The organism is Rhizobium sp. WYCCWR10014, assembly GCF_001657485.1.
In the GTDB taxonomy this organism is placed as follows: Bacteria; Pseudomonadota; Alphaproteobacteria; order Rhizobiales; family Rhizobiaceae; genus Rhizobium.
In genome coordinates this window covers 194,473-216,865 of record NZ_LXFU01000031.1, presented here as the reverse complement: position 1 = coordinate 216,865, position 22,393 = coordinate 194,473, and the positions used below count along the sequence as shown (strand labels likewise).

Genomic DNA, 22,393 nt, shown 5'->3' with positions numbered 1-22,393 from the left:
GTCATGACCTTCGGAAGAGTACACATACTGGTAGATCGTTTCGTGGCACAGCCTTGCAGGCCCCTCAGAAATTCTCAGGCGTCCGGCAATCTGTTCGGGCGACCAGCCTTCCTTCAGTTGCTCGATGACGGCCGAGCACAGCAAAGGATCGCGCCGTAACTTGCGATAACTTCGACGACGCGCGGAAGCCATATCGTGCGCCGTCACATGCCAGTAACCCTCAGCTGCTGGAAACTCCCGGTCATGCCAGAAATTCCGGCGCAGCTCACGACAGATCGTTGAGCGGTCACGCCGAAGGCTGCGAGCAATCTCCGCCTGGCTGATCTTCTTCTCATGCATCCGTGCGATGACGCGACGTTCGTCCATACTCAACTGCACAAAAGAGCGGGCCATTCCATCCTCCTGAAACTATGGCCGTTATTCTCCTCGTTGCATTTGAAAATGGAATCTGCCCCCCTTACACAAATTTGCGGCGTAACGGATATTATGGAACTTAAGAGTACTCCTGTCTCGAAGCGAGACTTCGTTGATTGAACCAGCCGACGACGCTGGTCGAACGTCGTAGCAAGCCTGAAATGAAGGATTGGCCTGGCGTGGGTGAATTCGCAGTCTACATAGCCGAATGGCCAGCGTTGTCACATTTTGTTGCATTGCAAGATGCCCTCGGCAGGACTAACTAAAGGCCTCAATGGTTGCGAAGAATCCGCCGTTTTGACTAGCAAGCCTCTGAAATGACTGAGTATACGATTACTCTGAAGCCATCGTGCATTACTGAAACTTAATCTGCCCTGTGCAGCTCGATGGCCTTTTCTGTGTTATTTGTTAGCAGTTGCAGCATTTGAGGAAAAGCGCCCCGTGAGTACTATTCCGACAGAGAAAACCGTGCTGGTGTTTCAGGGCGGTGGTGCTTTGGGTGCCTACCAGGCCGGCGCTTACGAAGCTTTGCATGAGGCTGGCATCCGCCCCGACTGGCTGGCCGGGATATCTATCGGTTCGATCAACTCAGCCATCATTGCTGGAAGCCCCGTCGATGAGCGTGTCGATAACCTAAGGACCTTCTGGCATCGGGTCTCGTCTGGACTGTCCGGCCATTTTCTCGGCAATGGCAATGCGATGCGCAAATGGTTCAACGAATCCTCCGCTTTTCTGGGGTCTTTGACCGGCGTTCCCGGCTTTTTCACGCCGCGCGTCTTTGCGCCATGGAACATCCCGGGCGATCCGATGGCCGCGATCAGCCTTTACGACACCGCGCCGTTGCAGGAGACCCTCGCCGGTCTCGTCGATTTCGACCTGATCAATTCCGGTGCCATCCGTCTCAGCCTCGGCGCTGTCGATGTTGTTAGCGGCAACTTCAATTATTTCGACAACCGCGATTGTGCTTTTTCACCCAAACACGTGGCCGCCTCCGGGGCGTTGCCGCCGGGTTTTGCGCCCGTCGAGATCGACGGCCGCTATTATTGGGATGGAGGTATCGTTTCCAACACGCCGCTGCAGCGCATTCTCGGTGGTAGCGAGTTGGAGACGGATCTCTGCATCTTCCAGGTCGATTTGTTCAGCGCCAAGGGCGTGCTGCCGAAGGATGTCTTTGACGTCGATGCCCGCGAGAAGGAAATCCGTTTTTCCAGCCGCACGCGGCTCAACACCGACCAGTTCCGCAAGCTTCAGTCGGTGCGCATGGCGGCCAAGAGGCTGACTGAAAAGCTGCCGCCTGAGCTGAAGGACGATCCCGATGCGAGGCTCCTTGAAAAGATCGGCAATGATTGCGCCGTGACCATGGTGCACCTGATCTATCGGCATGCCGCCTATGAAACCGGGTCCAAGGACTATGAGTTTTCGCGGCTCTCCGTGGAGGAACACTGGAAGGCCGGCCATGACGATGTGGTCGAGACGCTGAACCATCCAGATTGGCTCGACCGAACGCGTCCGACCAATGGGATACGGATTTTCGACCTTGCCGAGCAACGCCTGCATGGGAAAAAACCATGAAAATTGAAGATGTCGTTCGCAATGCCTTTGCCATGCCGCTGACCAGTCCATCCTACCCGCCAGGGCCTTACCGGTTCGTCAATCGCGAATATATGATCATCACCTATCGCACCGATCCGGAGGCCCTGCGCCGGGTCGTGCCCGAACCGCTGCAGTTCGATGAGCCTCTGGTGAAATACGAATTCATCCGCATGCCGGACTCGACCGGCTTTGGCGACTATACCGAATCCGGCCAGGTCATCCCGGTGACCTATCAGGGGGTACATGGCGGTTACGTGCATTCCATGTATCTCAACGACGACGCGCCGATCGCCGGCGGACGCGAAATCTGGGGCTTTCCGAAGAAACTGGCCGAGCCATCGCTGACATCCGTCAAGGATGCGCTGGTCGGCACGCTCGACTATGGCGGTCAGCGCGTCGCCACCGCAACGATGGGCTTCAAGCATCGGTCACTCGACGAGGCGAAAATCCTCGAAAGCCTGAAGCAGCCGAATTTCATGCTGAAGATTATTCCACATGTCGATTGTACACCGCGCATCTGCGAACTGGTGCGCTACTATCTGGAGGATCTGACGGTGAAGGGCGCGTGGGAAGGACCGGGCGCCCTGGCGCTGTTTCCGCACGCGCTGGCGCCGGTCGCCGACCTGCCGGTGCTTGAGGTCAAATCCGCCGTCCATATTCTCTCGGACCTGACGCTGGGCCTCGGCGAAGTGGTCCATGATTATCTTGCAAAATAAGGAGTCGAACCATGAAGCTCAGGGACAAGGTCTGCATCGTCACCGGCTCGGCCAGCGGTATCGGGCTGGCGATCGCCAAAAAATACGTTTCGGAAGGTGCCAAGGTCGTCATCGCCGACCTGAAGCTCGAGGCGGCGGAAGCGGCGGCCAAGGACCTGACGGCTGCGGGCCCGGGCGAGGCGATCGGTCTTGCGATGGACGTCACCAGCGAGGAAGCCGTGAATGCCGGCGTCGCCGCCGTTGTAACCAAGTGGGGCCGGGTGGACGTGCTCGTCTCCAATGCCGGCATCCAGATCGTCAACAAGATCGAGGACTACGCCTTTTCCGACTGGAAGAAGATGCTCGCCATCCATCTCGATGGGGCGTTCCTCACCACCAAGGCTTGCGTACCACATATGAAGGCGCAGAAGGGCGGCGCGATCATCTATATGGGCTCGGTGCATTCGCATGAGGCTTCGCCGCTGAAATCGGCCTACGTCACCGCCAAGCACGGCTTGCTCGGCCTTGCTCGCGTGGTCGCCAAGGAAGGCGGACCGGATGGCGTGCGCGCCAACGTCATCTGTCCCGGCTTCGTCCGGACGCCGCTCGTCGACAAGCAAATTCCGGAACAGGCAAAAGAACTCGGAATTTCCGAAGACGAGGTCATCAAGAAGGTAATGCTCGGCGGCACTGTGGATGCACAGTTTACCACGGTTGACGATGTCGCCGAAGTGGCGCTGCTGTTTGCCGGTTTCGAGACCAATGCTCTCACCGGCCAGTCACTGGTTGTCAGCCATGGCTGGTACATGCAGTAACGGTCGTGACCGCGGCCTACTCTGCCGCCGGCCCGTAGAGGCCAAGCTGATCGAGAAGCGCCCGCTGCCGGCCGGCATTTTCGGCCAGCAGACCGGTATAGCGATCGATGATCCGGTCGCGGTGGCTCGGATCGGAGACAACGGAGAGCGCGCCGACGATCGCCGCGACCTTTTCCGAGGTCCGCCGCAATTCGTCCAGCAGTTCCGAATTGCCGCTGATCTCGCTAACCACCCGCTTCGTCACACGGCCGATTCCGGCAGGTGTGCGGCCGCCTGCCGAGACATACCCTTCCGGCAGATCACCCTTCAAATTGGTGACCGACTTGAAGCGGATGACATCGAAGATCTGATCGACCGCCTGCTTGGCGCCGGTCACCCGAGAAGGATGGTCGGTATCGGCGGCGGCGTGCGGCAGCAGTTCCAGCTTGCCCTTATGGCGCTCTTCGAGCGGCAGATAGGGAACCATCGGTCCGCTGAGCTTGCCGGTCGCTGCATCCTTGAAGAGATCGGCGTCGATTGCCGCATGGGCAATCTTTCCTGATGACAGCGCCCGGTCGAGCGCCGCCGCATCGACGACCTCGCCCCGGTCGTAATTGACCAGCACCGCACCATCGTTCATCGCGTCGAGGACCTGCGTGTCGACAACACCTGCGTTGGAGTATGCGCCGGTCGCAGCATCCAGCCGGCCGAGACCGATATGGACGGAGAGTACGTCAGCGCCGGTCGCCGCTTCAACCGGACTTGCGGCGTAATCGAAGCCTTCCGACTCGATCCAGTGCTGGTGATGCTGGCGCGCGTAGATCACCACCTTCATGCCGAAAGCCTTGGCGAGCTTGGCGACTTCGCGGCCGATATTGCCGTAGCCTAGAATGGCGATTTTCCGGCCCTCCAGCTTGGCGGTCGGGAAATCCTTGAGCTGGCGCCCGGTATCAAAGTCGCCGTTGGCGACCATTTGGTGCAGCCTGTCGACGGGCAGGTCGGGAACAACCTTGAGGATCGCCTTCATCGCCATCTGGGCGGTCGCCCGGCTGTTGATGCCGGGCGTGTTCATCAAAGGCGCCTCGCCGCCCTCGCCGTTGCCGCCGCCCCAGGAGGCCGAGCCCATATTGCCGGTGCCCGCGCCGATGCGCACGCCGCCGAACGGGAATACGGAAGCCTTTGGGATGAAGGTCGCCGCCGCGATCAGCGCGTCATACTGGCCCTTGTCCGTCTGCGGCAGGATTTCGGCCTCGGTGCTGAGATTTGGCTGGTAGAAGAAATGGATGCGGCCCTTTTCCAGCACCGCCCTGTCACCGATCGGGCCGGCATGGAAGACGCCGCCCTTTTCCTCGACATAGGTCCTGATTTCGCTGTCGTCGGGCTGTCCATTTGCGCCAATGCGCAGGCCGACCAGATCGGCGATCAGCACCGTATAGGCGTGTTCGGGATCGTCCTTGCGGATCATCGCGCCGGCTTTCACAGGCGACGCGAACGTGACGCCCTGCTTTGCCAGTTCCTCCTCGATCACGACGATCTTGGCGCGCAGATAGGCATATTGCAGGTTCTCCAGCAACGCGACGATATCGGCCGGCTCGCGGATGCCCCCGACCCAGGCGCGGTAGTCGCCGGGCGTTCCCGGGAATGCGTTGACGTAGCGCGCCGCATCGAGGCCGGGCTCGAACTCGCCGTTCGGATGGGTAAAGCCCTCATAGCCGAGCAGTTGCTTTGAACGAGCGATAATGCGGGCATGGATCGCAGGATCGGTGATGCCGGCGTCCTCCACCTTTAGCAGCGTCACTGCCGCGCCGCGCCGCTCGGCATCGGTGACGGTGAGCGAAAACAGCGGGTGCGACTCGACCCAGCCGTCGATCACCGCCCGATTGGCCGCAGACCGCTTGTTGAGCTCGACCATCGAGCCGACCCGCGCCTCGGACTGCAGGAGGCCGAAGGTGGTTTCGGCAAAGGCAAGCGCGCTGTAGGTGTTGATGACGCCGCCGAGCATGCGGTCTTCCGCGGCATCGTAAAACGGCCCGGCATCCACGGATCGCTTGGCGGAAAGCGGCTGCCGCGCGTCGATCGGCGGCGCGATCTTGAGCTGGCGCGGGATCGCCCAGGACGGATCCTGCTGGTTTTTCTCCACGAGCGTCAGGGCATGCGGCGTGAAGGAGGCGACGAAATACCCCGATATCCCGCCGATCGCCTTCTGAAACGGCATGAACAAGCAGCATTTCGCCATCACGGCATCGACCAGCTCGGGCTCCCAAGGCATGGCGCCCAGCATCGACGTCGCGTCGAACACCGCATGGCGGTTTGCCGGATCGCCATCGATCCAGGTCAGCAGCTCGTGGATCTCACGGCTGGTATAGGCATTGGCGCCGGTCGTCTCGTGGCCGACGCCGACGAAGATCGACACGCCGAGAGCGGAAAGCTCGGCGGCCGTCGGGATCACACCCTCGGAGGCGGCAAAATGAATGCGGCTCTCGCAGCCCTTTTCGGCAAAGCGCTGCATCTCGATCAGCTGCGTGGCCCAGGACTGACGGAAGAAGCCTGCCGCGCGGGCCGGATCGCTTTCCGGGCGCGGCGTATCGACGTAGACGCGCTGGGACGCGTCGTTGGCGTTCATCAGGTGCTGGACGCAGACGGTATAGCCGCTGTGACCGCCGCCGAGTCCCACAGCCATCCGGTTCGCCTTCGGGAAGTGGAAATAGCGATGGATCGCCCGCATCATGTCGGTCAGAATTTTATCTGCCGGGTAGCCGCGGTGCATGCTGCGGGAAATTTCGGCGGTGGTGAAGCCGCCGATATCGTTGCCCCTGTCGTCGAACTTGCGATAGGTCTTCTCGATCCATGTATCGAAAGCGATGCGCCGCAGGCGGCTATCCACTTCGTCGGTGGTCGCATCGGTGATCGGACCGACGCCGAAAAACGGATTGGACGGCAGCTTCGGTGCTCCCGACTTCGTCAGTCGGAGCGCTTCAAGTCGCTGGTCCTGCATCTGCTCGATATGTGTCATGATCTGCCTATCTGCTTGAAGGGAAGGTGGCCAAGACATCTTAGGAGCGGTCTTGCCCGGAAGAAGAACTCAAAGCGCCCCGTCCGGCGCCAATCGCGACGTTCTGGATAGCGCGACCGACCAGCGCTTTGGCTACGGCAGGTCCAGGCCAGCCCTGAATCACCGATTATGACAAACGCACCCGATACTTGCGTCCAATCAAACTATCTGGAAACCGTGCGCCAGCGGATCGCGGTCATCGACGAATATCGTGTTGTGCCCGATGATTCTTGCCCAGCCGCCGACGCTTGGCTTGATGCCCTTGCACGGGCCAAACGATACTGTAGCACTTTGAATTGCTGCATAATTTTGTCCTTAAATCGATTCCGATTTACGGAATTATACAGTAGTCTGCAACTCTCTCCGCCGGGCAGTTCAGCCGCAGGCTCATGACATTCGAAACGAGCGAGAGCTGTATTTTCATGACCACTCACCGCCTCATCCCGACGAGCTTTCACAATGTCATCGGCTCTCTTTCGCCGGCCCTGCACATCGCCGACGGCGATACGGTCGTCACCGAGACGCTCGACGCCGCCGGGCATGACAAGGACGGCATTAAGCAGGCATCCGGCGGCAATCCGATGAACGGTCCGATCTTCGTGGAAGGTGCCGAGCCCGGGGATGCGCTGAGGGTCGAGATCATCAGCATGATCCCGACCAGGGACACGGGTTTTACCCGCAGCGTCGTCGCGGCCAATGTGGTCGATCCTGAAACGGTTCGTGACCTGCCGCCGCGCGATATCGCCATTTGGACCATCGACCGCGAAGCCCTGACCGTCCGGCTTTCCGAGCCGGTTGCAGGCCTTGAAAATTTCGTTCTGCCTCTCGCTCCGATGATCGGCTGTTTCGGCGTGGCGCCGAGCCTCGGCCAGGCGATATCGACCGCCACCAGCGGCGAATATGGCGGCAACATGGATTATCGGCTGTTCGGCCCCGGGACCACGGTCCGCTTGCCCGTAGCAGCTGCCGGCGCCCTGTTCTTTCTCGGCGACTGCCATGCCGTGCAAGGGGATGGCGAGATCGTCGGAACCGGCGTCGAGACGACGTTCGAGGTCACGGTGCGGCTGACGGTGGAAAAGAAGGCCGGATTGGTCTGGCCGCGCGGAGAAACGGCCGAAGACATCTTCACCATCGGCAATGCCCGGCCCCTCGATCAGGCGCTCCAGCATGCGACCAGCGAAATGTTGAATTGGCTGGCATCGGATTACGGCCTGGACAGGACGGCTGCCAGCCATCTGCTCGGTCAGGTGGTGCGCTATGATGTCGGCAATGTCTTCGATCCGGCCTATACGATGGCTTGCCGTGTTGCCAAGAAATGGCTGGTTCGCCGATAGGGTCCCGGCAGGACTCCTCCCCATGCGGGATTGAGGCTATCGCGACACAGCCTGCCGAACGTCAGGACGAAATGGTTCAAGGGCAGCGGAAAGCCCCGTGCGGCCACGGCGGATTTCACCGACACCGGCTTCCGCGCCGATCAGACCTTTGTTGTGCGCATCGCTGAGCCTGATGATCAGATCGGCGTAACTTTCCGAAAGTCCTGCGCGGATTAGCGTTGCCGGCCACTCGGCACGCGGCAGTTCGTGTGCGACGACGCGCCGGGTCAACAAGCTCCCCAAGGCCGCAGCGATCTCAAGCGCCGTGTATTCGCGCGGCCCCTCGCCATGGACGATCCGCGGCGAAGGGCTATGATCCTCGTCAGCCAGCAGAAGGTCGGCGGCCATATCGCCGATGTCGGCGGCTGAGACGGTCGGGAAAGGTCGCGACATTGGTAGGTGCATGCTCGGCATTATGCCGGTCTCGCCGGCGATCTTCAGGTAGCGTGCCCAGTTTTCCATATGTTCGGCCGAACGCAGGAAGACCATCCGGGTGCTGCACTGCCGGAACCGCTCCTCCATCGCACGGAACAGGCTGGTAATGCCGGTATCGATCGTCAGATGTGCGCCGTAATCCGAGATCGCCAGGACGCGCGGCGGCCGGGCGGCATCGATCGCCTCCACCATCCGCTCGATCGACTGCAGCATCTGGCGGCTAGCATCGGCGGTGCGAGGGTCGATCGGGCAGATGAGCTGTACAGCCGTCGCATCTCTCATCGCGACGGCCATGGCATCGGCATCGCCGACCTCGGCCATGGCGATCTCGCATCCGAGCGCCGCAAGGGATACAGCCTTGGCAGGATCGCGGAGCACCGCCCTGACGGGAGTGCCCTTGGCGCGAAGCCTTGTTATCGTTGCCTTACCGACTTTGCCGGTGGCGCCGAAGACGACAAACATGATCATTCCTTCCTCTGTTCGCAGTCGAAGGAAGATGTACTGCCGCCAGGGGCATTGCCTGCGCATTCAGCCGATCCGTTGCAGGATCGGCCAATTTTTTTAATTGCGCGAGCGGGTGATGGTGCCGGGGCTGATGCCAAGCAGCCGCTTCATGCTGTTTGCCATATGGCTTTGATGCGCAAAGCCGGCCTCAAGCGCGATCTGGCTCAAGGGCAGGTCGGAACTCCGGATCAGCACCTCGGCGCGAGCCACCCGGCGGTGCAGCACATACTGATGCGGCGGCATGCCGAAACTGTTTCGAAACTGCGTCTTCAGATGCGAGAGGCTCAGCCCGCCAAGAGCCGCCAATTCGGCAAGGGAAAGCGGCATATCAAGATTGTCTTCGATGTAGTCGGTGAGCATTCGTTTCTGACGGGGCGAGAGCGCTCTGCTGTTATCCACCGGGTGAGAGGTATCGCCGCCGGCCTCGATCAGGCGGAGCGCGAGGGCCGTCGCCAGCGTATCGGCATAGAGGTTGTCGGACGGTACACCCGCTTCGAGTTCCGCTTTCAAGGCCCAAGCGATTGCCTCGAGCCGCGGATCACGGAGCTGAAATTTCGGGGCGATCGCCGCCGCTGGATCGCGGCCGAGGCCGATGGCAGCCTGATGGAAAAGATCCTTGCTGATCTTCAAGCGCAGGATCATGCATTCGCGGTCGTCCTCCCAAACGCCATCAAGGCCGGCTGGCACCACATCGATATCGCCATGCTTCTGCAGGCGGCGATACTCCCGCCCGTCACAGCGGCATTGCGCCCGCACCGGCCGGCCGACATGGATTCCGAGGCGATGATAGGGCGTGCCTGAGATATGCGTGCGACCAGGCGGAATGCGCAGCAGCTCAGCCTCCAGACCGCGCCAGCCGCGTCCCCTGCTCGTTGCAAGGACTGTGGCGCTTCCTGCCTGCGGATGGTCGTTCATCGGTCCGTTCCACTCGTTCTCGAATGGGACCAAGACTATCCCAAGCGTCACCTCCGCGGCAAGAAACGGTATTGTCGGCGTGGACGAGTTTTATTAATCGTGCCGCGACAGGAAACCGGAAACGGTCGCCAGGCAAAGCTGCTTTTCCTCGACATGCGGCATGTGGCTGGAATTTTCGAAGAGCACCCATTCGCAGCCGGGAACGCGTTCGAGATAGGGCCTTACCACCAGGGGCGTCGCCTCGTCATATTTTCCCGAGATCAGCAGCGTCGGGGCCTCGATGCGGTCCAGCCTGTTCTCGATCGTCCAGTCTTTCATCGTGCCGATGACGTGAAATTCGGTCGGGCCGTTCATGTTGCGGTAGACGGTGTTGTCTTCGTCCATGATCGCAAAGGTCCGCGCCACTTCAGGCGGCCACGGCACCACCCTGCAGACATGGCGGTCATAGAAGACGCGCGAGGCAGCGATATAGTCCGGATCGGTGAGGCTTCCCGCCAGTTCATGCTTCAGCAGCGTGTCCTGCACCTCTTTTGGCAGTTCCTGCCTCAGCCGGTTCGCCTCCGAAACCCAGGTATGCATGTTGGCCGGCGAGTTGGCGATGACAAGCGCCTTCAGGCCTTGCGGTCGGCGCACCGCGTGTTCGGCGCCGAGCATGCCGCCCCAGGATTGGCCGAGGAAGGCATAACGATCCCGAATGCCGAGATGGGAAAGCAGTGCGTCCAGCTCCTCGAGAAACAGGCCGACCGTCCAGAAATCCGGGCCCTTTTCCGGAAGTCGCGTGGAATTGCCATTGCCGAGCTGGTCGTAATGGATGACCGGACGGCCGTCGAGGGCGGCGATATCCTTGAAGGAATCCACATAATCATGGGTGCAGCCAGGCCCGCCATGCGCGACGACCAAGGGCAGCTTGCCGCTCTCCAGCGAGCCGGTGACGCGATACCAGGTGCGATAGTCGCGAAAGGGCAGATAGGCTTCTTTGGTCGTGACTTCGCCCACGGGTGTCTCCATCTTTTAGCATTGATGAAAAACATAACGCGGCGGCGACGGTGAAGGCAGCTATCACAAGTTATAGGGTGGCCAATTATGGGTCGGCCGGTCTTCGAGCAGGCGGTAGTGGGTGGCGCGCACCACGGCCTGGGTGCGGTTGCGGGCGCCGAGTTTCTTTGTTGCGGCGTTCAGATGCATCACGACAGTCGGCACGGAACGATCGATGATGCGGGAAATTTCCTTGGCGGAGTAACCTTCCGCCGAATGGCGCAGGCATTCGCGTTCCCGCTCGGTCAGGCGGATCGTGCCGACGCTCTTCGCCCGCGTGTCGAAAAGCGAATAGGCGGTCTCATGGAAAACATGGGCAAGCAGGTTGAAGTCGGCGATATAGCGCAGTGCGTGCCGTTCGAAATCTTTGTTCCGGCCGAAGCGGATACCGGTGACGGTCGCATAGTCGCCGCGTGGCATATGAACCGGGACTGTGACGCCGGTCGACATATCGCGTTCGCTCAAATAGCGCGTCACCGGCGCGGTGTCATCGTTCATGAAACGATTGATCAGCGTGTCGGCGTCCGGGTCGTAGTTCCAGAAGAAGGGCGCGGAGGTGCGCAGCGCCACCTGCTGCACCGGATCGATACGGAAATAGCCGCGATTGAACCAGTAGTCGTGCATGTCGTCGGAGATATTCCGCAGTTTCAGCAGCGATGGTATCATGATCGCGCCGTCGAGATCGTAGGGCACCGGCGTATAGTCGTAGATCAGCGCCTCGAAGCCGATCTGCTTCATCGCCTCGAAGGCCTGGTCGATCCGGCCGTCCAGCGTTTCGTGCGCGGTGAACTGCCGTCTGATCGTTCCGATGTCGTCAAGAATGGGGTCGTCAAGCATGGGCTGCTCCCGGGGTTCGGCATCGCGGCCCACCCTATCACTTCTTATAGCTGGCACTGAATGCGGTTTAAGGTAAAAATTTAGCCGTGCCCAAATATTGAGCAAGCGAAATCTTCTGCCGGAGCGATCAATGTGGCGTGAAATACGGCCGGACGAGCGATTCGAGATCGATGTCGATGGCTATCGCGTCGTTGCCTATAGTTTCGGGACCGGCAGCGAGACGGTTTTCTGCCTGAACGGCGGCCCGGGTCTGCCCTGCGATTACCTGCGCGAGGCGCATTCCTGCCTGATCGACAAGGGCTATCGTGTCGTCGCCTTCGATCAACTCGGCACCGGCGCTTCCGACCGTCCGGATGATCTCTCGCTTTGGACGATCGGCCGTTATGTCGAGGAGACCGAGACGGTGCGTAAAGCACTGGGGCTCGGCAAGATCCATATGCTCGGCCATTCCTGGGGCGGCTGGCTGGCGATCGATTACGCTCTGACCTATCCCGAGAACCTTAAGACACTGATCCTCGAGGATACCGTCGCCGACATGCCGCATCTGATCTTGGAACTGGAACGGCTGCGCGCAGCGCTCGGCCCGGAAACGGTCTCGATGATGCAGAAGCACGAGGCGCAGGGCACCTACAATCATCCGGAATATCTCGCTGCCGTCACCATCCTCAACTATCGCCATGTCTGTCGTCTGCCCGAATGGCCGGCGCCGGTGCGCCGCTCGCTCGACGATTGGAACATGGCGCCCTATGAGACGATGCAGGGGCCGAACGAGTTTCTCTATATCGGCAACCTCAAGGACTGGAACCGCATCCCCGACCTGCCGCGGCTGACGCTGCCGGTGCTCATCACGACGGGAGAGCATGACGAGCTGACGCCGGCCTGTGCGCTCAGGATGAAGCTTGCCCTGCCAAATGCCGAGCTGAAGGTATTTGCCAATGCCAGCCACATGCCGTTCTATGAGAACCCGCAGGATTATTATCCAGCACTTCTCGATTTTCTCGCCCGGCACGAGGCAGGCTGATGCAACAGGAAGCGGACCGAACCCGACGAAGACAAAGGGGCGATCGCCGTCATGCATCGCTATAAATTCGTTCTGACGCGACCGCTGCAGTTCCTGCCCGTCATCTTCGGCATCAGCGTCATCACTTTCATTCTGGTCCGGCTGATCCCCGGCGATCCGGCGCGCAACATCCTCGGCACGCGCGCGACGCCGGCGGCTCTCGCCAGCATCCGCGCCCAGTACGGTCTCGACCAGCCGATGTGGCTGCAATATGTCTATTTCCTCAAGAACCTCGCCAATGGCGAAATGGGCAAGTCGATCCTCTACAAGATCGACGTGCTGAAGCTGATCGTCACCCGCATCGAGCCAACACTCGCGCTCGTCGTATCCAGCGTGGTGCTTTCGGTCCTGATCGCGGTGCCGATGTCGGCAATCGCCGCACGCAATGCCGGCCGGGCGCCGGATCATGCGGTGCGCATCGTCTCGACCTTCGGCATCGGCTTTCCGCCCTTCTGGCTGGGGCTGATGCTGATTATCCTGTTCAGCGTCGATCTCGGTATCCTGCCGGTCTCGGGCTATGGCGCGACGGTCGGCGAAAAGCTGTCGCATCTGGTGCTGCCGAGCCTGACGGTGGCGCTGTCGCTTTCGACCGTGCTGACGCGCAGCCTGCGGGCGGCGATGATCGAGCAGCTGAAATCGGATGTCGCGACGGCGGCGCGCGCCCGCGGCATGCCCGAAGGCATCGTCTTCTGGCGGCATGTGCTGCCGAATTCGCTGGTGCCGACGATCAACCTGCTCGCCGTCAACATCGGCTGGCTGATCGGCGGCACGGTGGTGGTCGAGAGCGTCTTTGCGCTGCCCGGCATGGGACAGCTGCTGGTCAGGGCGATCTTCTCACGCGACTACATGGTGGTCCAGGGTGTCGCCATGGTCTTTGCTTGCGCCACCGTGCTTATCAATTTCATCGCCGACATCGTCACTGTCGCCGTCGATCCGAGGGTGAAGCTATGAGCGTCGAGGCAATCGCCCCCGCCTCCCGCGGCTGGCGCCGGTTCTTCGGCCGGCGGCCGATGCTTGTGCTCAGTGCCGGCCTGCTGCTGTTCTTCGTCCTGCTGGCGATCGGTGCGCCCATCGTCGCGCCTTACGACCCGATCATGCAGAATGCCGAGGTGCGCCTGCAGGCGCCTTCATTGTTGCATCCCTTCGGCACCGACAATTTCGGCCGCGATATCCTCTCCCGCGTTATTTGGGGCGCGCGCCTCGACCTGCAGATGGCGCTGATCGGCGTCATCTTCCCGTTCCTGATCGGCACGACGGTCGGCACGATCGCCGGCTTCTTCGGCGGCATCGTCGATGCGCTGTTCATGCGTCTTGTCGATATCATCCTCGCCTTCCCCTTCCTCGTGCTGATGCTGTCGATCATCGCGATCCTCGGCCCGGGTCTTGGCAGTTTCTATATCGCCATGGCGCTGGTCGGCTGGGTCTCCTATGCGCGGCTGATCCGGGCGCAGATGCTGGTGCTGAAGGGCAGCGACTATGCCGTTGCCGCTGTCAGCCTCGGCTTCAGCCGCCCAAGGATCATGTTCCGCCACCTGCTGCCGAACGCAATCGCCGGCTCGATCGTCTTTTCGATGTCCGATGCGACACTGGTGCTGCTCAGCGGCGCTGCCGTCAGCTATCTTGGCCTCGGCGTCCAGCCGCCGATCGCCGAATGGGGCGTCATGGTCGCAGAAGGACAGAGCTTCATCACCACGGCATGGTGGATTACGCTGTTTCCCGGCCTCTCCATCGTTTGCCTCGCCTTCGGCTTCAGCATGCTGGGCGATGCCCTCGGCGAACTGCTGGGGGTGCATGAATGAGCGGCTCGGTGCTATCCGTTCGCGATCTCACCGTCAGGGCGCATGTCGATTCCGGTCCGCGCACGCTGCTCGATGCGGTCTCGCTCGACCTCGGCAAGGGCGAGATCCTCGGTCTCGTCGGCGAGAGCGGCTCGGGCAAGAGCCTGTTCTGCCGTTCCCTGGTGCGCCTGCTGCCCTCCTCGCTGCTGAAGATCGAAAGCGGTAGCGTGCTGCTCGAAGGGCGCGACCTCATGCGGATCGACGATGGGGAGATGCTGAAAGTGCGCGGCGGCGAGATCGGCATGATCTTCCAGAACCCGACCAGCCATCTCGACCCGGTGATGCGGATCGGCGATCAGATCGCCGAGGGCATCCGTTATCACCAGGGCCTCGGTGCCCGCGAGGCCCGCACCGCGGCGACGGAAATCCTGGCGCAGGTCGGTTTTCCCGATCCCGTGCGCCAATACGATAGCTACCCGTACGAATTTTCCGGCGGCATGCGGCAGCGGGCGATGATCGGTGTGGCGCTGTCCTGCAATCCGAAGATCCTGATCGCCGACGAGCCGACCACGGCGCTCGACGTGACCATCCAGGCGCAGATCCTGCGGCTGTTGATTGACATTCGCGATCAGCGCGGCCTGTCGATCATTCTGATCACCCACGATCTCGGTATCGTCGCCCAGACTTGCGACCGCATCGCCGTGCTGCGCGGCGGCAAGCTCATCGAAGAGGGGCCGAAGCGGACGATCCTGGCGCGGCCGCAGCATCCCTATACGATCAACCTGATCAACAGCCACCCTTCCCTGCCGGGCGCGATATCAGCGCCGTTGCCCGAGCTTGCCCAAGCCAGCAACCCAGCAAGACCGTTGCTCGAAATCGATGATCTCCACGTGCGCTTCAGAGCCGGCGGCGCCCTGCTCAGGGGCGGCGCCAAAACGGTCAGTGCCGTTGCCGGCGTCAGCCTGCAGATCATGCCGGGCGAGACGGTCGGCATCGTCGGCGAATCCGGCAGCGGCAAGAGCACGCTTGCCCGCGCCGTGCTCGGCCTCACACCGCTTTCCTCGGGTCACGTCACCTTCGACGGCGTCGATCTGGCGCAGCAGAAAAGCGCTGGCCTGGCAAAGCTCAGGCGCGAGACGGCGATGGTGTTCCAGGACCCATACAATGCGCTCAATCCGAGGCTGACGATCGGGCAGATGCTGGCCGAAGTGCTGAAGGTGCAGGGCAAGGTCGCCAGGAGCGATATCCCTGTTCGAATCGGCGAACTGCTCGATCTCGTCGGTCTCGAACGCGAATTCGCCGGCCGCAAACCGCGCAGCATGAGCGGCGGCCAGTGCCAGCGTGCCGGCATTGCCCGAGCCCTCGCCGTCGATCCGAAGCTGATCATCGCCGACGAATGCGTGGCGGCCCTCGACGTCACCATCCAGGCGCAGATCATCGAGCTCTTCCGCGAGCTCACGGCGAAGATGAACCTCACGCTTATCTTCATTGCCCATGATCTCGCAATCGTCCGTAATCTCTGCGAACGCGTCGTCGTGATGTATCGCGGCGAGATCGTCGAGGAAGGTCGCTCAGAAGAAGTCTTCGCTCGGCCGAAACATCCCTATACGGCGGCGCTGATCGCCGCCATTCCCGACATCGATCCTGACAAGCGGCTGCTTCAAGACGCCGACGGCAAGGACGATCCGCATTCGATGCCGATTCAATCAATTAAACGCATGCCATAACAACGAAGGGAACGAACTCATGACAAACAGGTGGAAATCAATCGGGCTTGCAGCCTTGCTCGCCGGTCTGACGCTCAGCGCAAGCTATGCCGAGGCCGCCGGTGTACTCACCATCGGCCGCCGCGAGGATTCGACGACATTCGATCCGATCAAGACCGCGCAGAACATCGACAACTGGGTGTTCTCCAACGTCTACGACGTGCTGATCCGCGTCGACAAGACAGGCACGAAACTGGAGCCGGGTCTTGCCGAAAGCTGGACCACCTCGGATGACGGGCTGACCTACACGTTCAAGATCCGCGACGCAAAATTCTCAGACGGTTCGCCGCTGACGGCGGAAGACGCGGCCTATAGCCTGCTGCGCATCCGCGATGACGCCGCCTCGCTCTGGAGCGATTCCTACAAGGTGATCGATACGGCGGTGGCGACCGACGCGCACACGCTGACGATCAAGCTCAAGAACCCGTCCGCGCCGTTCCTTTCGACGCTGGCGCTGCCGAATGCCTCCGTCATCTCCAAGAAGGGCATGGAATCGCTTGGTCCCGATGCCTATGGCGAAAAGCCGATCGCATCCGGCGCCTTCGTGGTCGAGGAATGGCGGCGCGGCGACCGCGTCATTCTCAAGAAGAACCCGAATTTCTGGCAGGCGGACCGGGTGAAGCTCGACGGCGTCGAGTGGATCTCGGTGCCTGACGACAATACCCGCATGCTGAACGTCCAGGCTGGTGAGCTGGATACGGCGATCTTCGTGCCCTTCTCCCGCGTCGAGGAGTTGAAGAAGGACCCGAACCTCAACGTCGATATCGACGCTTCGACCCGCGAAGATCATCTGCTGATCAACCATGCGCATGGCGCGCTCGGCAAAAAGGAAGTCCGCCAGGCGCTGGATCTTGCGATCGACAAGAAGGCGATCGTCGACACCGTAACCTTCGGCCAGGGCACGGTTGCCAACTCCTACATTCCGAAGGGCGCCCTCTATTATTATGCCGACAATCTGCAGCGGCCTTATGATCCCGCAAAGGCAAAGGAGCTGCTGGCGGCTGCCGGCGCCTCGGACCTGACGCTGAATTATCTGGTCCGCGCCGGCGACGAAGTCGACGAACAGACGGCTGTGCTCGTCCAGCAGCAGTTGCAGAAGGCCGGTATCACCGCCAATCTGCAGAAGGTCGACCCAAGCCAGGAATGGGACATGATCGTTGCCGGCGACTACGACGTCTCGGTCAACTACTGGACCAACGACATTCTCGATCCGGACCAGAAGACCACCTTCGTCCTCGGCCACGATTCTAACAACAACTACTCGACCAATTACAAGAGCGAGGCGGTGAAGGAACTGGTTGCCAAGGCGCGTCTCGAGCTCGATCCGAAGAAGCGCGAACAGATGTATGTCGATCTGCAGAAGATGGCCAAGGACGACGTCAACTGGATCGACCTGTATTACAGCCCCTATATCAACGTCTCACGCAAGAATATCGAGAACTTCTACCAGAACCCGCTCGGCCGGTTCTTCCTGGAAGATACGGTCAAGAACTGAGTTCTGACAGCATGCAGATGCTCCGCCGCCTCCAGGCGGCGGAGCATCATTTGTTGCTGCGACACGTGGCTGGGGCCGCTTGCTTACTCGGCGGCCGCGAGCTTGTCCTGTGTCCTGGTGTCGAAGTCGCTGGCGTCGTGGCGCTCGTGCAGCTGGCTCGAGGGCTCGCCGGAGAGGCGGTTGACCATCCGGCCGCGTTGCACGGCCGGCCGGCTGTAGATGCTGTCGGCCCAGCGCAGCACGTTCTTATAGTCCTCGACCTGCAGAAACTCGGCTGCACCATAGGTCCAGCCCTTCACCAACCCGCCATACCAGGGCCAGACGGCAATATCGGCGATCGTATAATCGCTGCCTGCCAGATACTCACTTTCAGCAAGGCGACGATCGAGCACGTCGAGCTGACGCTTCACTTCCATGGCGAAACGGTCGATCGCATATTCGATCTTCGTCGGCGCATAGGCGTAGAAATGGCCGAAGCCGCCGCCGAGATAGGGCGCGCTTCCCATCTGCCAGAACAGCCATGACAGGCATTCGGCGCGCTCGCTCGGTTCCGTCGGCAGGAAGGCGCCGAACTTCTCGGCGAGATAGGTGAGAATCGCACCGGATTCGAAGACGCGGATCGGCTTTGGTCCGCTGCGGTCCATCAGCGCCGGTATCTTGGAATTGGGATTGACCGCGACGAAGCCGCTTCCGAACTGATCGCCATCGCCGATCTTGATCAGCCAGGCGTCATACTCCGCACCTTCATGGCCAAGGGCCAGCAGCTCCTCGAGCATGATGGTGACCTTCTGGCCGTTCGGGGTGCCGAGCGAATAGAGCTGCAGCGGATGACGGCCGACCGGAAGCTCCTTGTCATGCGTCGGCCCCGCGATCGGGCGATTGATGCTGGCGAATTGGCCGCCATTCGCCTTGTTCCAGGTCCAGACTTTCGGGGGTGTATATTCGGGAGAACCGCTCATCTTTCAAACTCCTGGCATTGGTCGGACAGCGCGCGACGCCGGTGTGGGCCGCCGCATTTTTCCTGACATAGCAGAGGCGATGAGGTTTTGTCACAGGTGTTGGCGCGGTTTCACACAATCGTCAGAGTTGGCCAAAGATCAGATTCACGCTGTGAAGACTGGGTTTTGTTATGTACCAAAAATTGGTATATTGGCTTAAAGGAGATTCAGCATGGCCAGAAATACGTCCATATCGCTCGGCGAGCATTTCACCAGCTTCATCGATACGCAAGTTCAGACTGGCCGCTATGGTTCAGCCACAGACGTTGTTCGGGCCGGCCTTCGCCTACTTGAAGAACACGAAGCCAAAGTGAAGGCGTTGCAGGACGCCTTGATTGAAGGCGAGGAATCCGGCCCTGCCACGCCCTTTGATTTCGATGCCTTCAACGCTCGCAAACGGGCGGCGTTCGAGGCGAAATGACAGGCATCATATTTTCTCCTGCTGCGCAAACCGATATTGACAAGATTTGGGATTACACGGCGACGAGTTGGAATGTTGATCAGGCAGAGCGTTACATCCAGGACATAAGAGACGCCTGCCACGAACTGGCGGAGGGAATACGGATGAGCCGCCCCTCGGATATTCGGAAAGGGTACAGAAAAGTCTCTGTTGGCTCTCATTTTCTGTATTTCAAAAGCAATGATGCGGGCCAGATCATCGTCGTGCGCATCCTTCATCAAAGAATGGACGTAGCCAAGCACCTGTAAGGCTGTTGCGGTCAGCGATCGATGTCGGGGCGCGCGAGGATTTCGTCCAGCTGCCCGACGAGCACGCGGCTGCCCTCCACGTCATCAGCCATCCTGGCAAAGACGTCCGCCATGCCGCGGAAGATTGTCGCGGCCGGATCATCCTCTCCAAGGAAATCGGCGATCTCCTGCATTTCGGCAACCCATCGATAGGCTTTCGGATACATGTCGGGAATGGATCTCGACAGCTTGCGGTCGACGTCGGGAAGGCTTTCGGAGAGCTCGGTTTTCAGGCTTTCGGCAGCACCGGAACGCGATGCCGCAAGCAGCATGGCGGTGCCAAGGCCGATAAATCCCTTGTTGATGCCGGCATAACACATCTTCAGGGCCGAGGCGGCGCCGAGTGGTCCGTCGAGCCGGCGGATCCGCAGGCCGTAATCCTCCAGCAGCCGGCTTCGCCCCGCAATATCGCCGCTGATATAGATGGTCGGACCGGGTTTGCCGGGAACCGGCGGCCCGCCGATGATCGCACCGTCAAGCACCTCGATGCCGCTGCCTTCGAAGCGTGCCGCCAAAGCCTGCATCGTTTTCGGCGCAATCGCGTTGAGGTCGATGAAGGGAGGCGGCGCTTGCATCTCCGACGATATGTCCGCGACGAGTCCGGCGACCTTGATCGCCTCCGCCGGCGGGACGATCGACAGGATCAGCTCGGCCTTCGTCAGCTCCTGGCGGCCGACCGGCACCATGCCGGCTGCCTTTGCCCGCGCAATCGTCTGCTCGCTCCTGCCCTCGAGATAGGTCCGCACCGTAGCGCCGTGGTCGATCAGCCGTTTGGCGACGGCACTTCCCATCGCACCCGATCCGATAATCGCAAAATTCGGCATGTGAACCTCAATCAGTGACGACACCGGGTTAGAAATGTTGCTGGAGACCATGCCGTCAACTGCGACGATTCAGCCGGAGGTCTGTTCCGAAGCAGCTGGCCGTTTCATGCGCGCTGCCGTTGCGGCACTTTTTCTTGATATTCGTCAATGCCGGGATGGTCGACACCGGTATGATCGGTGTTATCATTCGCATTCAAGGATATGGATTTCAATGTATCGGACGATCATCTGCGGCATCGGCATGGGTCCCCGCGCAACGGCCAGCCGCCTTCTGCGCCGGGCTGCTGCGCTCGTGGACGAAGGCGGAAGTATCGTCGTCATGCACGTCATCGAGAATATTCCCCGCCGTCACCTGACGGAGCTTCCCGAGGAATTCGAAACGACCGCCATCGTCGACGCCGAAAAGAAACTTGCATCGCTTTGCAAAGAGATGGGAATTCCGGCGACGATCGAGGTTCGCATCGGCATTGCCGCCTCCCTGCTCGTCTCCGTCGCAAGGGAGAAGTCGGCCGATCTCATCCTGGTTTCATCGCATGTGACCGATATCACCGACTACGTCTTCTCCTCGATCGTCGACAAGGTCGTGCGCCATGCCGGGTGCTCGGTTCTCATCGATCGGCGTTTAGATCACGCGCAGGAAGGCTTGGCATCCCCCGCGGAAGACGCGGCATTGTTCTAAGCTCCACTGAGCTTGGGTGACAGCGGGCGCTTTATTCGGATTGACGTCGATCAGGGCGGGCGGCCTCCCCTCCCCGGCGGCGGCCCGACAACCTATATCATTGCCAAGCCAACCAGCAGGATTCGCTGCCCGACCGGAGACATGTATGAGCCAGGATCCCTACGAGCTTCTGGGCGTGAAACGCGATGCGACGCAAAAGGATATTCAAAGCGCGTTCCGCAAGCTCGCCAAGAAACTTCACCCCGACCTTAACCCCGGCGACAAAAAGGCTGAGGAACGGTTCAAGCAAATTTCAACGGCCTACGAGATCTTGAGTGACGAGCAAAAACGCGGACGCTTCGACCGCGGCGAGATCGATATAACGGGCGCCGAGCGTGCGCAGCGCAATTATTACCGCGACTACGCGTCGAAGAGCGGGCCGGGCGATCCCTACCACAACAGCGCCGGCTTTGCCGATTTCAGCGATGCCGACGATATTTTCTCCAGCTTCTTTTCACGTCGTGCCGGCGGCGGCCAGCCCCGTGGTCGTGGCCGTGACCGGCAATTTTCCATGGAGGTCGACTTTCTCGAGGCCGTCAACGGCACCAGGACGGAGGTCAAGATGCCGAATGGTCCGGCGCTCGAGGTACAAATCCCGCCGGGGACGCGCGACGGCCAGACCTTGCGGCTGCGCGGCAAGGGCGAGCCGGGCATTGGAGGCGGGCCGACAGGTGATGCCCTGATCGAAATCCGTGTGACCCCACACCGCTTCTTCACGCGAGACGGCGACGATATCCGCCTGGAACTACCGATCTCCCTCAGTGAGGCCGTGCTCGGCGGCAAGGTCCGTGTGCCGACGCCTTCCGGACCAGTCAATTTGACGCTCCCGCCTTATTCGAACAGCGGCAAGGTCCTGCGTCTCAAGGGCAAAGGTGTTGCAAAACGCGGCGGCGAACACGGCGACGTCTACATTTCGCTGAAGATTGTGCTTCCCGACGCCCCGGATGAACGGCTGACGGCCTTGATGAAGGAATGGGCGACGGCAAACTCCTACGATCCGAGAAAGAACATGGAGGCTTGATCATGGATGATCTCGAATTCCGTCTTTACTTGAAAATCGACGTCGTCCAGCTCGACCTCTGGATCGAACAGGGTTGGCTGATCCCGGAGACGTCAGGCGGCCAGAGGCAATTTCGCGACGCAGACGTCGCACGCGCCCGGCTGATCCTGGACCTCATGGGAAACATGGGTGTCAACGAAGCCGGCGTCGATATCGTCATGGAACTGGTCGACGAGTTGCACGGCCTGCGGGGAACGATGGGCAAGCTGATGACGGCCATCGGCAAGCAGGAGCGGGATGTTCAGCGCCGGCTGCTCGAGAGCCTCGAGGACATGGATCGGTTTTAGCCAAAACCAGCTT

23 protein-coding genes are annotated in these 22,393 nt (G+C 60.8%); 14 read left to right on the top strand and 9 right to left on the bottom strand.

Annotation, left to right across the window (positions count from 1 at the left end):
• Positions 1–393: helix-turn-helix domain-containing protein (locus A6U98_RS13335; RefSeq protein ID WP_156667848.1), on the bottom strand; the 393-nt coding region annotated here is incomplete at its 3' end.
• 462 nt (positions 394–855) lie between these two features.
• Here A6U98_RS13335 and A6U98_RS13330 point away from each other — a divergent pair.
• From A6U98_RS13330 to A6U98_RS13320, 3 genes are read left to right on the top strand one after another with little or no spacing between them, the layout of a single operon-like run.
• Positions 856–1,986 (top strand): patatin-like phospholipase family protein, encoded by a 1,131-nt coding sequence (locus A6U98_RS13330; RefSeq protein WP_064650432.1) that lies wholly within the window; start codon positions 856–858, stop codon positions 1,984–1,986.
• The gene (locus A6U98_RS13325; protein ID WP_011649696.1) at positions 1,983–2,723 is read left to right on the top strand and encodes an acetoacetate decarboxylase; all 741 of its coding nucleotides are present in this window, start codon (positions 1,983–1,985) and stop codon (positions 2,721–2,723) included. The genes A6U98_RS13330 and A6U98_RS13325 overlap by 4 nt, the downstream gene beginning before the upstream one ends.
• An 11-nt stretch (positions 2,724–2,734) precedes the next feature.
• The gene (locus A6U98_RS13320) at positions 2,735–3,517 is read left to right on the top strand and encodes a 3-hydroxybutyrate dehydrogenase (RefSeq protein WP_029875400.1); all 783 of its coding nucleotides are present in this window, start codon (positions 2,735–2,737) and stop codon (positions 3,515–3,517) included.
• A gap of 16 nt (positions 3,518–3,533) precedes the next feature.
• Here A6U98_RS13320 and A6U98_RS13315 read toward each other — a convergent pair whose 3' ends face one another.
• Positions 3,534–6,509, bottom strand: a complete 2,976-nt coding sequence (locus A6U98_RS13315) for an NAD(P)-dependent oxidoreductase (protein ID WP_064650430.1) — start codon at positions 6,507–6,509, stop codon at positions 3,534–3,536.
• A gap of 198 nt (positions 6,510–6,707) precedes the next feature.
• Positions 6,708–6,845 carry a proline racemase family protein gene (locus tag A6U98_RS35850; RefSeq protein WP_312887442.1) on the bottom strand — a complete coding sequence of 46 codons (138 nt, stop codon included), beginning with the start codon at positions 6,843–6,845 and terminating at the stop codon, positions 6,708–6,710.
• A gap of 125 nt (positions 6,846–6,970) precedes the next feature.
• On the opposite strand from A6U98_RS35850, the gene A6U98_RS13310 reads away from it, so the two are divergent.
• Entirely contained in the window at positions 6,971–7,882 is a 912-nt protein-coding gene (locus A6U98_RS13310; RefSeq protein ID WP_064650444.1) for an acetamidase/formamidase family protein, read from the top strand.
• 36 nt (positions 7,883–7,918) lie between these two features.
• On the opposite strand, the gene A6U98_RS13305 is transcribed toward A6U98_RS13310, so the two are convergent.
• From A6U98_RS13305 to A6U98_RS13290, 4 genes are all read right to left on the bottom strand, one after another.
• Entirely contained in the window at positions 7,919–8,824 is a 906-nt protein-coding gene (locus A6U98_RS13305; protein WP_082933906.1) for an NAD(P)H-binding protein, read from the bottom strand.
• A 93-nt stretch (positions 8,825–8,917) separates the two neighbouring features.
• Entirely contained in the window at positions 8,918–9,775 is an 858-nt protein-coding gene (locus A6U98_RS13300; protein WP_064650428.1) for an AraC family transcriptional regulator, read from the bottom strand.
• Positions 9,776–9,868: 93 nt separating this feature from the next.
• Positions 9,869–10,771 (bottom strand): proline iminopeptidase-family hydrolase, encoded by a 903-nt coding sequence (locus A6U98_RS13295; RefSeq protein WP_064650427.1) that lies wholly within the window; start codon positions 10,769–10,771, stop codon positions 9,869–9,871.
• A 63-nt stretch (positions 10,772–10,834) separates the two neighbouring features.
• Entirely contained in the window at positions 10,835–11,647 is an 813-nt protein-coding gene (locus A6U98_RS13290) for a LuxR family transcriptional regulator (RefSeq protein ID WP_018246939.1), read from the bottom strand.
• Between the two features lie 130 nt (positions 11,648–11,777).
• Between A6U98_RS13290 and A6U98_RS13285 the strand changes: the two genes are divergently transcribed.
• Genes A6U98_RS13285 through A6U98_RS13265 form a run of 5 tightly spaced genes read left to right on the top strand, consistent with a single transcriptional unit; the run spans position 11,778 to position 17,746 of the window.
• Positions 11,778–12,668 (top strand): proline iminopeptidase-family hydrolase, encoded by an 891-nt coding sequence (locus tag A6U98_RS13285; RefSeq protein WP_064650425.1) that lies wholly within the window; start codon positions 11,778–11,780, stop codon positions 12,666–12,668.
• Positions 12,669–12,719: 51 nt separating this feature from the next.
• Positions 12,720–13,658 carry an ABC transporter permease gene (locus A6U98_RS13280; RefSeq protein WP_064650424.1) on the top strand — a complete coding sequence of 313 codons (939 nt, stop codon included), beginning with the start codon at positions 12,720–12,722 and terminating at the stop codon, positions 13,656–13,658.
• Complete coding sequence (locus A6U98_RS13275; RefSeq protein WP_064650422.1) at positions 13,655–14,506, top strand: ABC transporter permease; 852 nt, start codon at positions 13,655–13,657, stop codon at positions 14,504–14,506. Before A6U98_RS13280 ends, A6U98_RS13275 begins: the two co-directional genes overlap by 4 nt.
• A complete protein-coding gene (locus A6U98_RS13270) occupies positions 14,503–16,212 on the top strand; it encodes an ABC transporter ATP-binding protein (RefSeq protein ID WP_064650420.1) in 1,710 nt (569 codons plus the stop codon). Before A6U98_RS13275 ends, A6U98_RS13270 begins: the two co-directional genes overlap by 4 nt.
• Positions 16,213–16,231: 19 nt before the next feature.
• The gene (locus A6U98_RS13265) at positions 16,232–17,746 is read left to right on the top strand and encodes an ABC transporter substrate-binding protein (protein WP_064650418.1); all 1,515 of its coding nucleotides are present in this window, start codon (positions 16,232–16,234) and stop codon (positions 17,744–17,746) included.
• Positions 17,747–17,829: 83 nt separating this feature from the next.
• Here the strand turns inward: A6U98_RS13265 and yghU are convergent, their stop codons facing one another.
• Positions 17,830–18,705 (bottom strand): glutathione-dependent disulfide-bond oxidoreductase, encoded by an 876-nt coding sequence (yghU, locus tag A6U98_RS13260; protein ID WP_064650416.1) that lies wholly within the window; start codon positions 18,703–18,705, stop codon positions 17,830–17,832.
• A 211-nt stretch (positions 18,706–18,916) separates the two neighbouring features.
• On the opposite strand from yghU, the gene A6U98_RS13255 reads away from it, so the two are divergent.
• Together A6U98_RS13255 and A6U98_RS13250 are read left to right on the top strand one after the other, a co-directional pair.
• A complete protein-coding gene (locus A6U98_RS13255; RefSeq protein ID WP_064650414.1) occupies positions 18,917–19,165 on the top strand; it encodes a type II toxin-antitoxin system ParD family antitoxin in 249 nt (82 codons plus the stop codon).
• Positions 19,162–19,452 (top strand): type II toxin-antitoxin system RelE/ParE family toxin, encoded by a 291-nt coding sequence (locus A6U98_RS13250; RefSeq protein WP_064650412.1) that lies wholly within the window; start codon positions 19,162–19,164, stop codon positions 19,450–19,452. Before A6U98_RS13255 ends, A6U98_RS13250 begins: the two co-directional genes overlap by 4 nt.
• A gap of 11 nt (positions 19,453–19,463) precedes the next feature.
• Here the strand turns inward: A6U98_RS13250 and A6U98_RS13245 are convergent, their stop codons facing one another.
• The gene (locus tag A6U98_RS13245; RefSeq protein WP_064650410.1) at positions 19,464–20,366 is read right to left on the bottom strand and encodes an NAD(P)-dependent oxidoreductase; all 903 of its coding nucleotides are present in this window, start codon (positions 20,364–20,366) and stop codon (positions 19,464–19,466) included.
• Between the two features lie 160 nt (positions 20,367–20,526).
• Between A6U98_RS13245 and A6U98_RS13240 the strand changes: the two genes are divergently transcribed.
• The 3 genes from A6U98_RS13240 (at position 20,527) to A6U98_RS13230 (ending at position 22,380) form a co-directional block, all read left to right on the top strand.
• Positions 20,527–20,994, top strand: a complete 468-nt coding sequence (locus tag A6U98_RS13240; RefSeq protein WP_064650408.1) for a universal stress protein — start codon at positions 20,527–20,529, stop codon at positions 20,992–20,994.
• A 145-nt stretch (positions 20,995–21,139) separates the two neighbouring features.
• Positions 21,140–22,054: a J domain-containing protein gene (locus tag A6U98_RS13235; protein ID WP_064650406.1), complete on the top strand. Its 915-nt coding sequence runs from the start codon at positions 21,140–21,142 to the stop codon at positions 22,052–22,054.
• 2 nt (positions 22,055–22,056) lie between these two features.
• Entirely contained in the window at positions 22,057–22,380 is a 324-nt protein-coding gene (locus A6U98_RS13230; RefSeq protein WP_064650404.1) for a chaperone modulator CbpM, read from the top strand.
• Positions 22,381–22,393: the final 13 nt, after the last annotated feature.

Excerpts from the sequence above, each read along its gene's own strand:
- A6U98_RS13325 (WP_011649696.1), top strand. The coding sequence starts at position 1,983 with ATGAAAATTGAAGATGTCGTTCGCAATGCCTTTGCCATGCCGCTGACC.
- A6U98_RS13320 (WP_029875400.1), top strand. The coding sequence starts at position 2,735 with ATGAAGCTCAGGGACAAGGTCTGCATCGTCACCGGCTCGGCCAGCGGT.
- A6U98_RS13315 (WP_064650430.1), bottom strand. The coding sequence starts at position 6,509 with ATGACACATATCGAGCAGATGCAGGACCAGCGACTTGAAGCGCTCCGA.
- A6U98_RS13310 (WP_064650444.1), top strand. The coding sequence starts at position 6,971 with ATGACCACTCACCGCCTCATCCCGACGAGCTTTCACAATGTCATCGGC.
- A6U98_RS13305 (WP_082933906.1), bottom strand. The coding sequence starts at position 8,824 with ATGATCATGTTTGTCGTCTTCGGCGCCACCGGCAAAGTCGGTAAGGCA.
- A6U98_RS13300 (WP_064650428.1), bottom strand. The coding sequence starts at position 9,775 with ATGAACGACCATCCGCAGGCAGGAAGCGCCACAGTCCTTGCAACGAGC.
- A6U98_RS13290 (WP_018246939.1), bottom strand. The coding sequence starts at position 11,647 with ATGCTTGACGACCCCATTCTTGACGACATCGGAACGATCAGACGGCAG.
- A6U98_RS13285 (WP_064650425.1), top strand. The coding sequence starts at position 11,778 with ATGTGGCGTGAAATACGGCCGGACGAGCGATTCGAGATCGATGTCGAT.
- A6U98_RS13280 (WP_064650424.1), top strand. The coding sequence starts at position 12,720 with ATGCATCGCTATAAATTCGTTCTGACGCGACCGCTGCAGTTCCTGCCC.
- A6U98_RS13275 (WP_064650422.1), top strand. The coding sequence starts at position 13,655 with ATGAGCGTCGAGGCAATCGCCCCCGCCTCCCGCGGCTGGCGCCGGTTC.
- A6U98_RS13270 (WP_064650420.1), top strand. The coding sequence starts at position 14,503 with ATGAGCGGCTCGGTGCTATCCGTTCGCGATCTCACCGTCAGGGCGCAT.
- A6U98_RS13265 (WP_064650418.1), top strand. The coding sequence starts at position 16,232 with ATGACAAACAGGTGGAAATCAATCGGGCTTGCAGCCTTGCTCGCCGGT.
- yghU (WP_064650416.1), bottom strand. The coding sequence starts at position 18,705 with ATGAGCGGTTCTCCCGAATATACACCCCCGAAAGTCTGGACCTGGAAC.
- A6U98_RS13255 (WP_064650414.1), top strand. The coding sequence starts at position 18,917 with ATGGCCAGAAATACGTCCATATCGCTCGGCGAGCATTTCACCAGCTTC.
- A6U98_RS13250 (WP_064650412.1), top strand. The coding sequence starts at position 19,162 with ATGACAGGCATCATATTTTCTCCTGCTGCGCAAACCGATATTGACAAG.
- A6U98_RS13245 (WP_064650410.1), bottom strand. The coding sequence starts at position 20,366 with ATGGTCTCCAGCAACATTTCTAACCCGGTGTCGTCACTGATTGAGGTT.
- A6U98_RS13240 (WP_064650408.1), top strand. The coding sequence starts at position 20,527 with ATGTATCGGACGATCATCTGCGGCATCGGCATGGGTCCCCGCGCAACG.
- A6U98_RS13235 (WP_064650406.1), top strand. The coding sequence starts at position 21,140 with ATGAGCCAGGATCCCTACGAGCTTCTGGGCGTGAAACGCGATGCGACG.
- A6U98_RS13230 (WP_064650404.1), top strand. The coding sequence starts at position 22,057 with ATGGATGATCTCGAATTCCGTCTTTACTTGAAAATCGACGTCGTCCAG.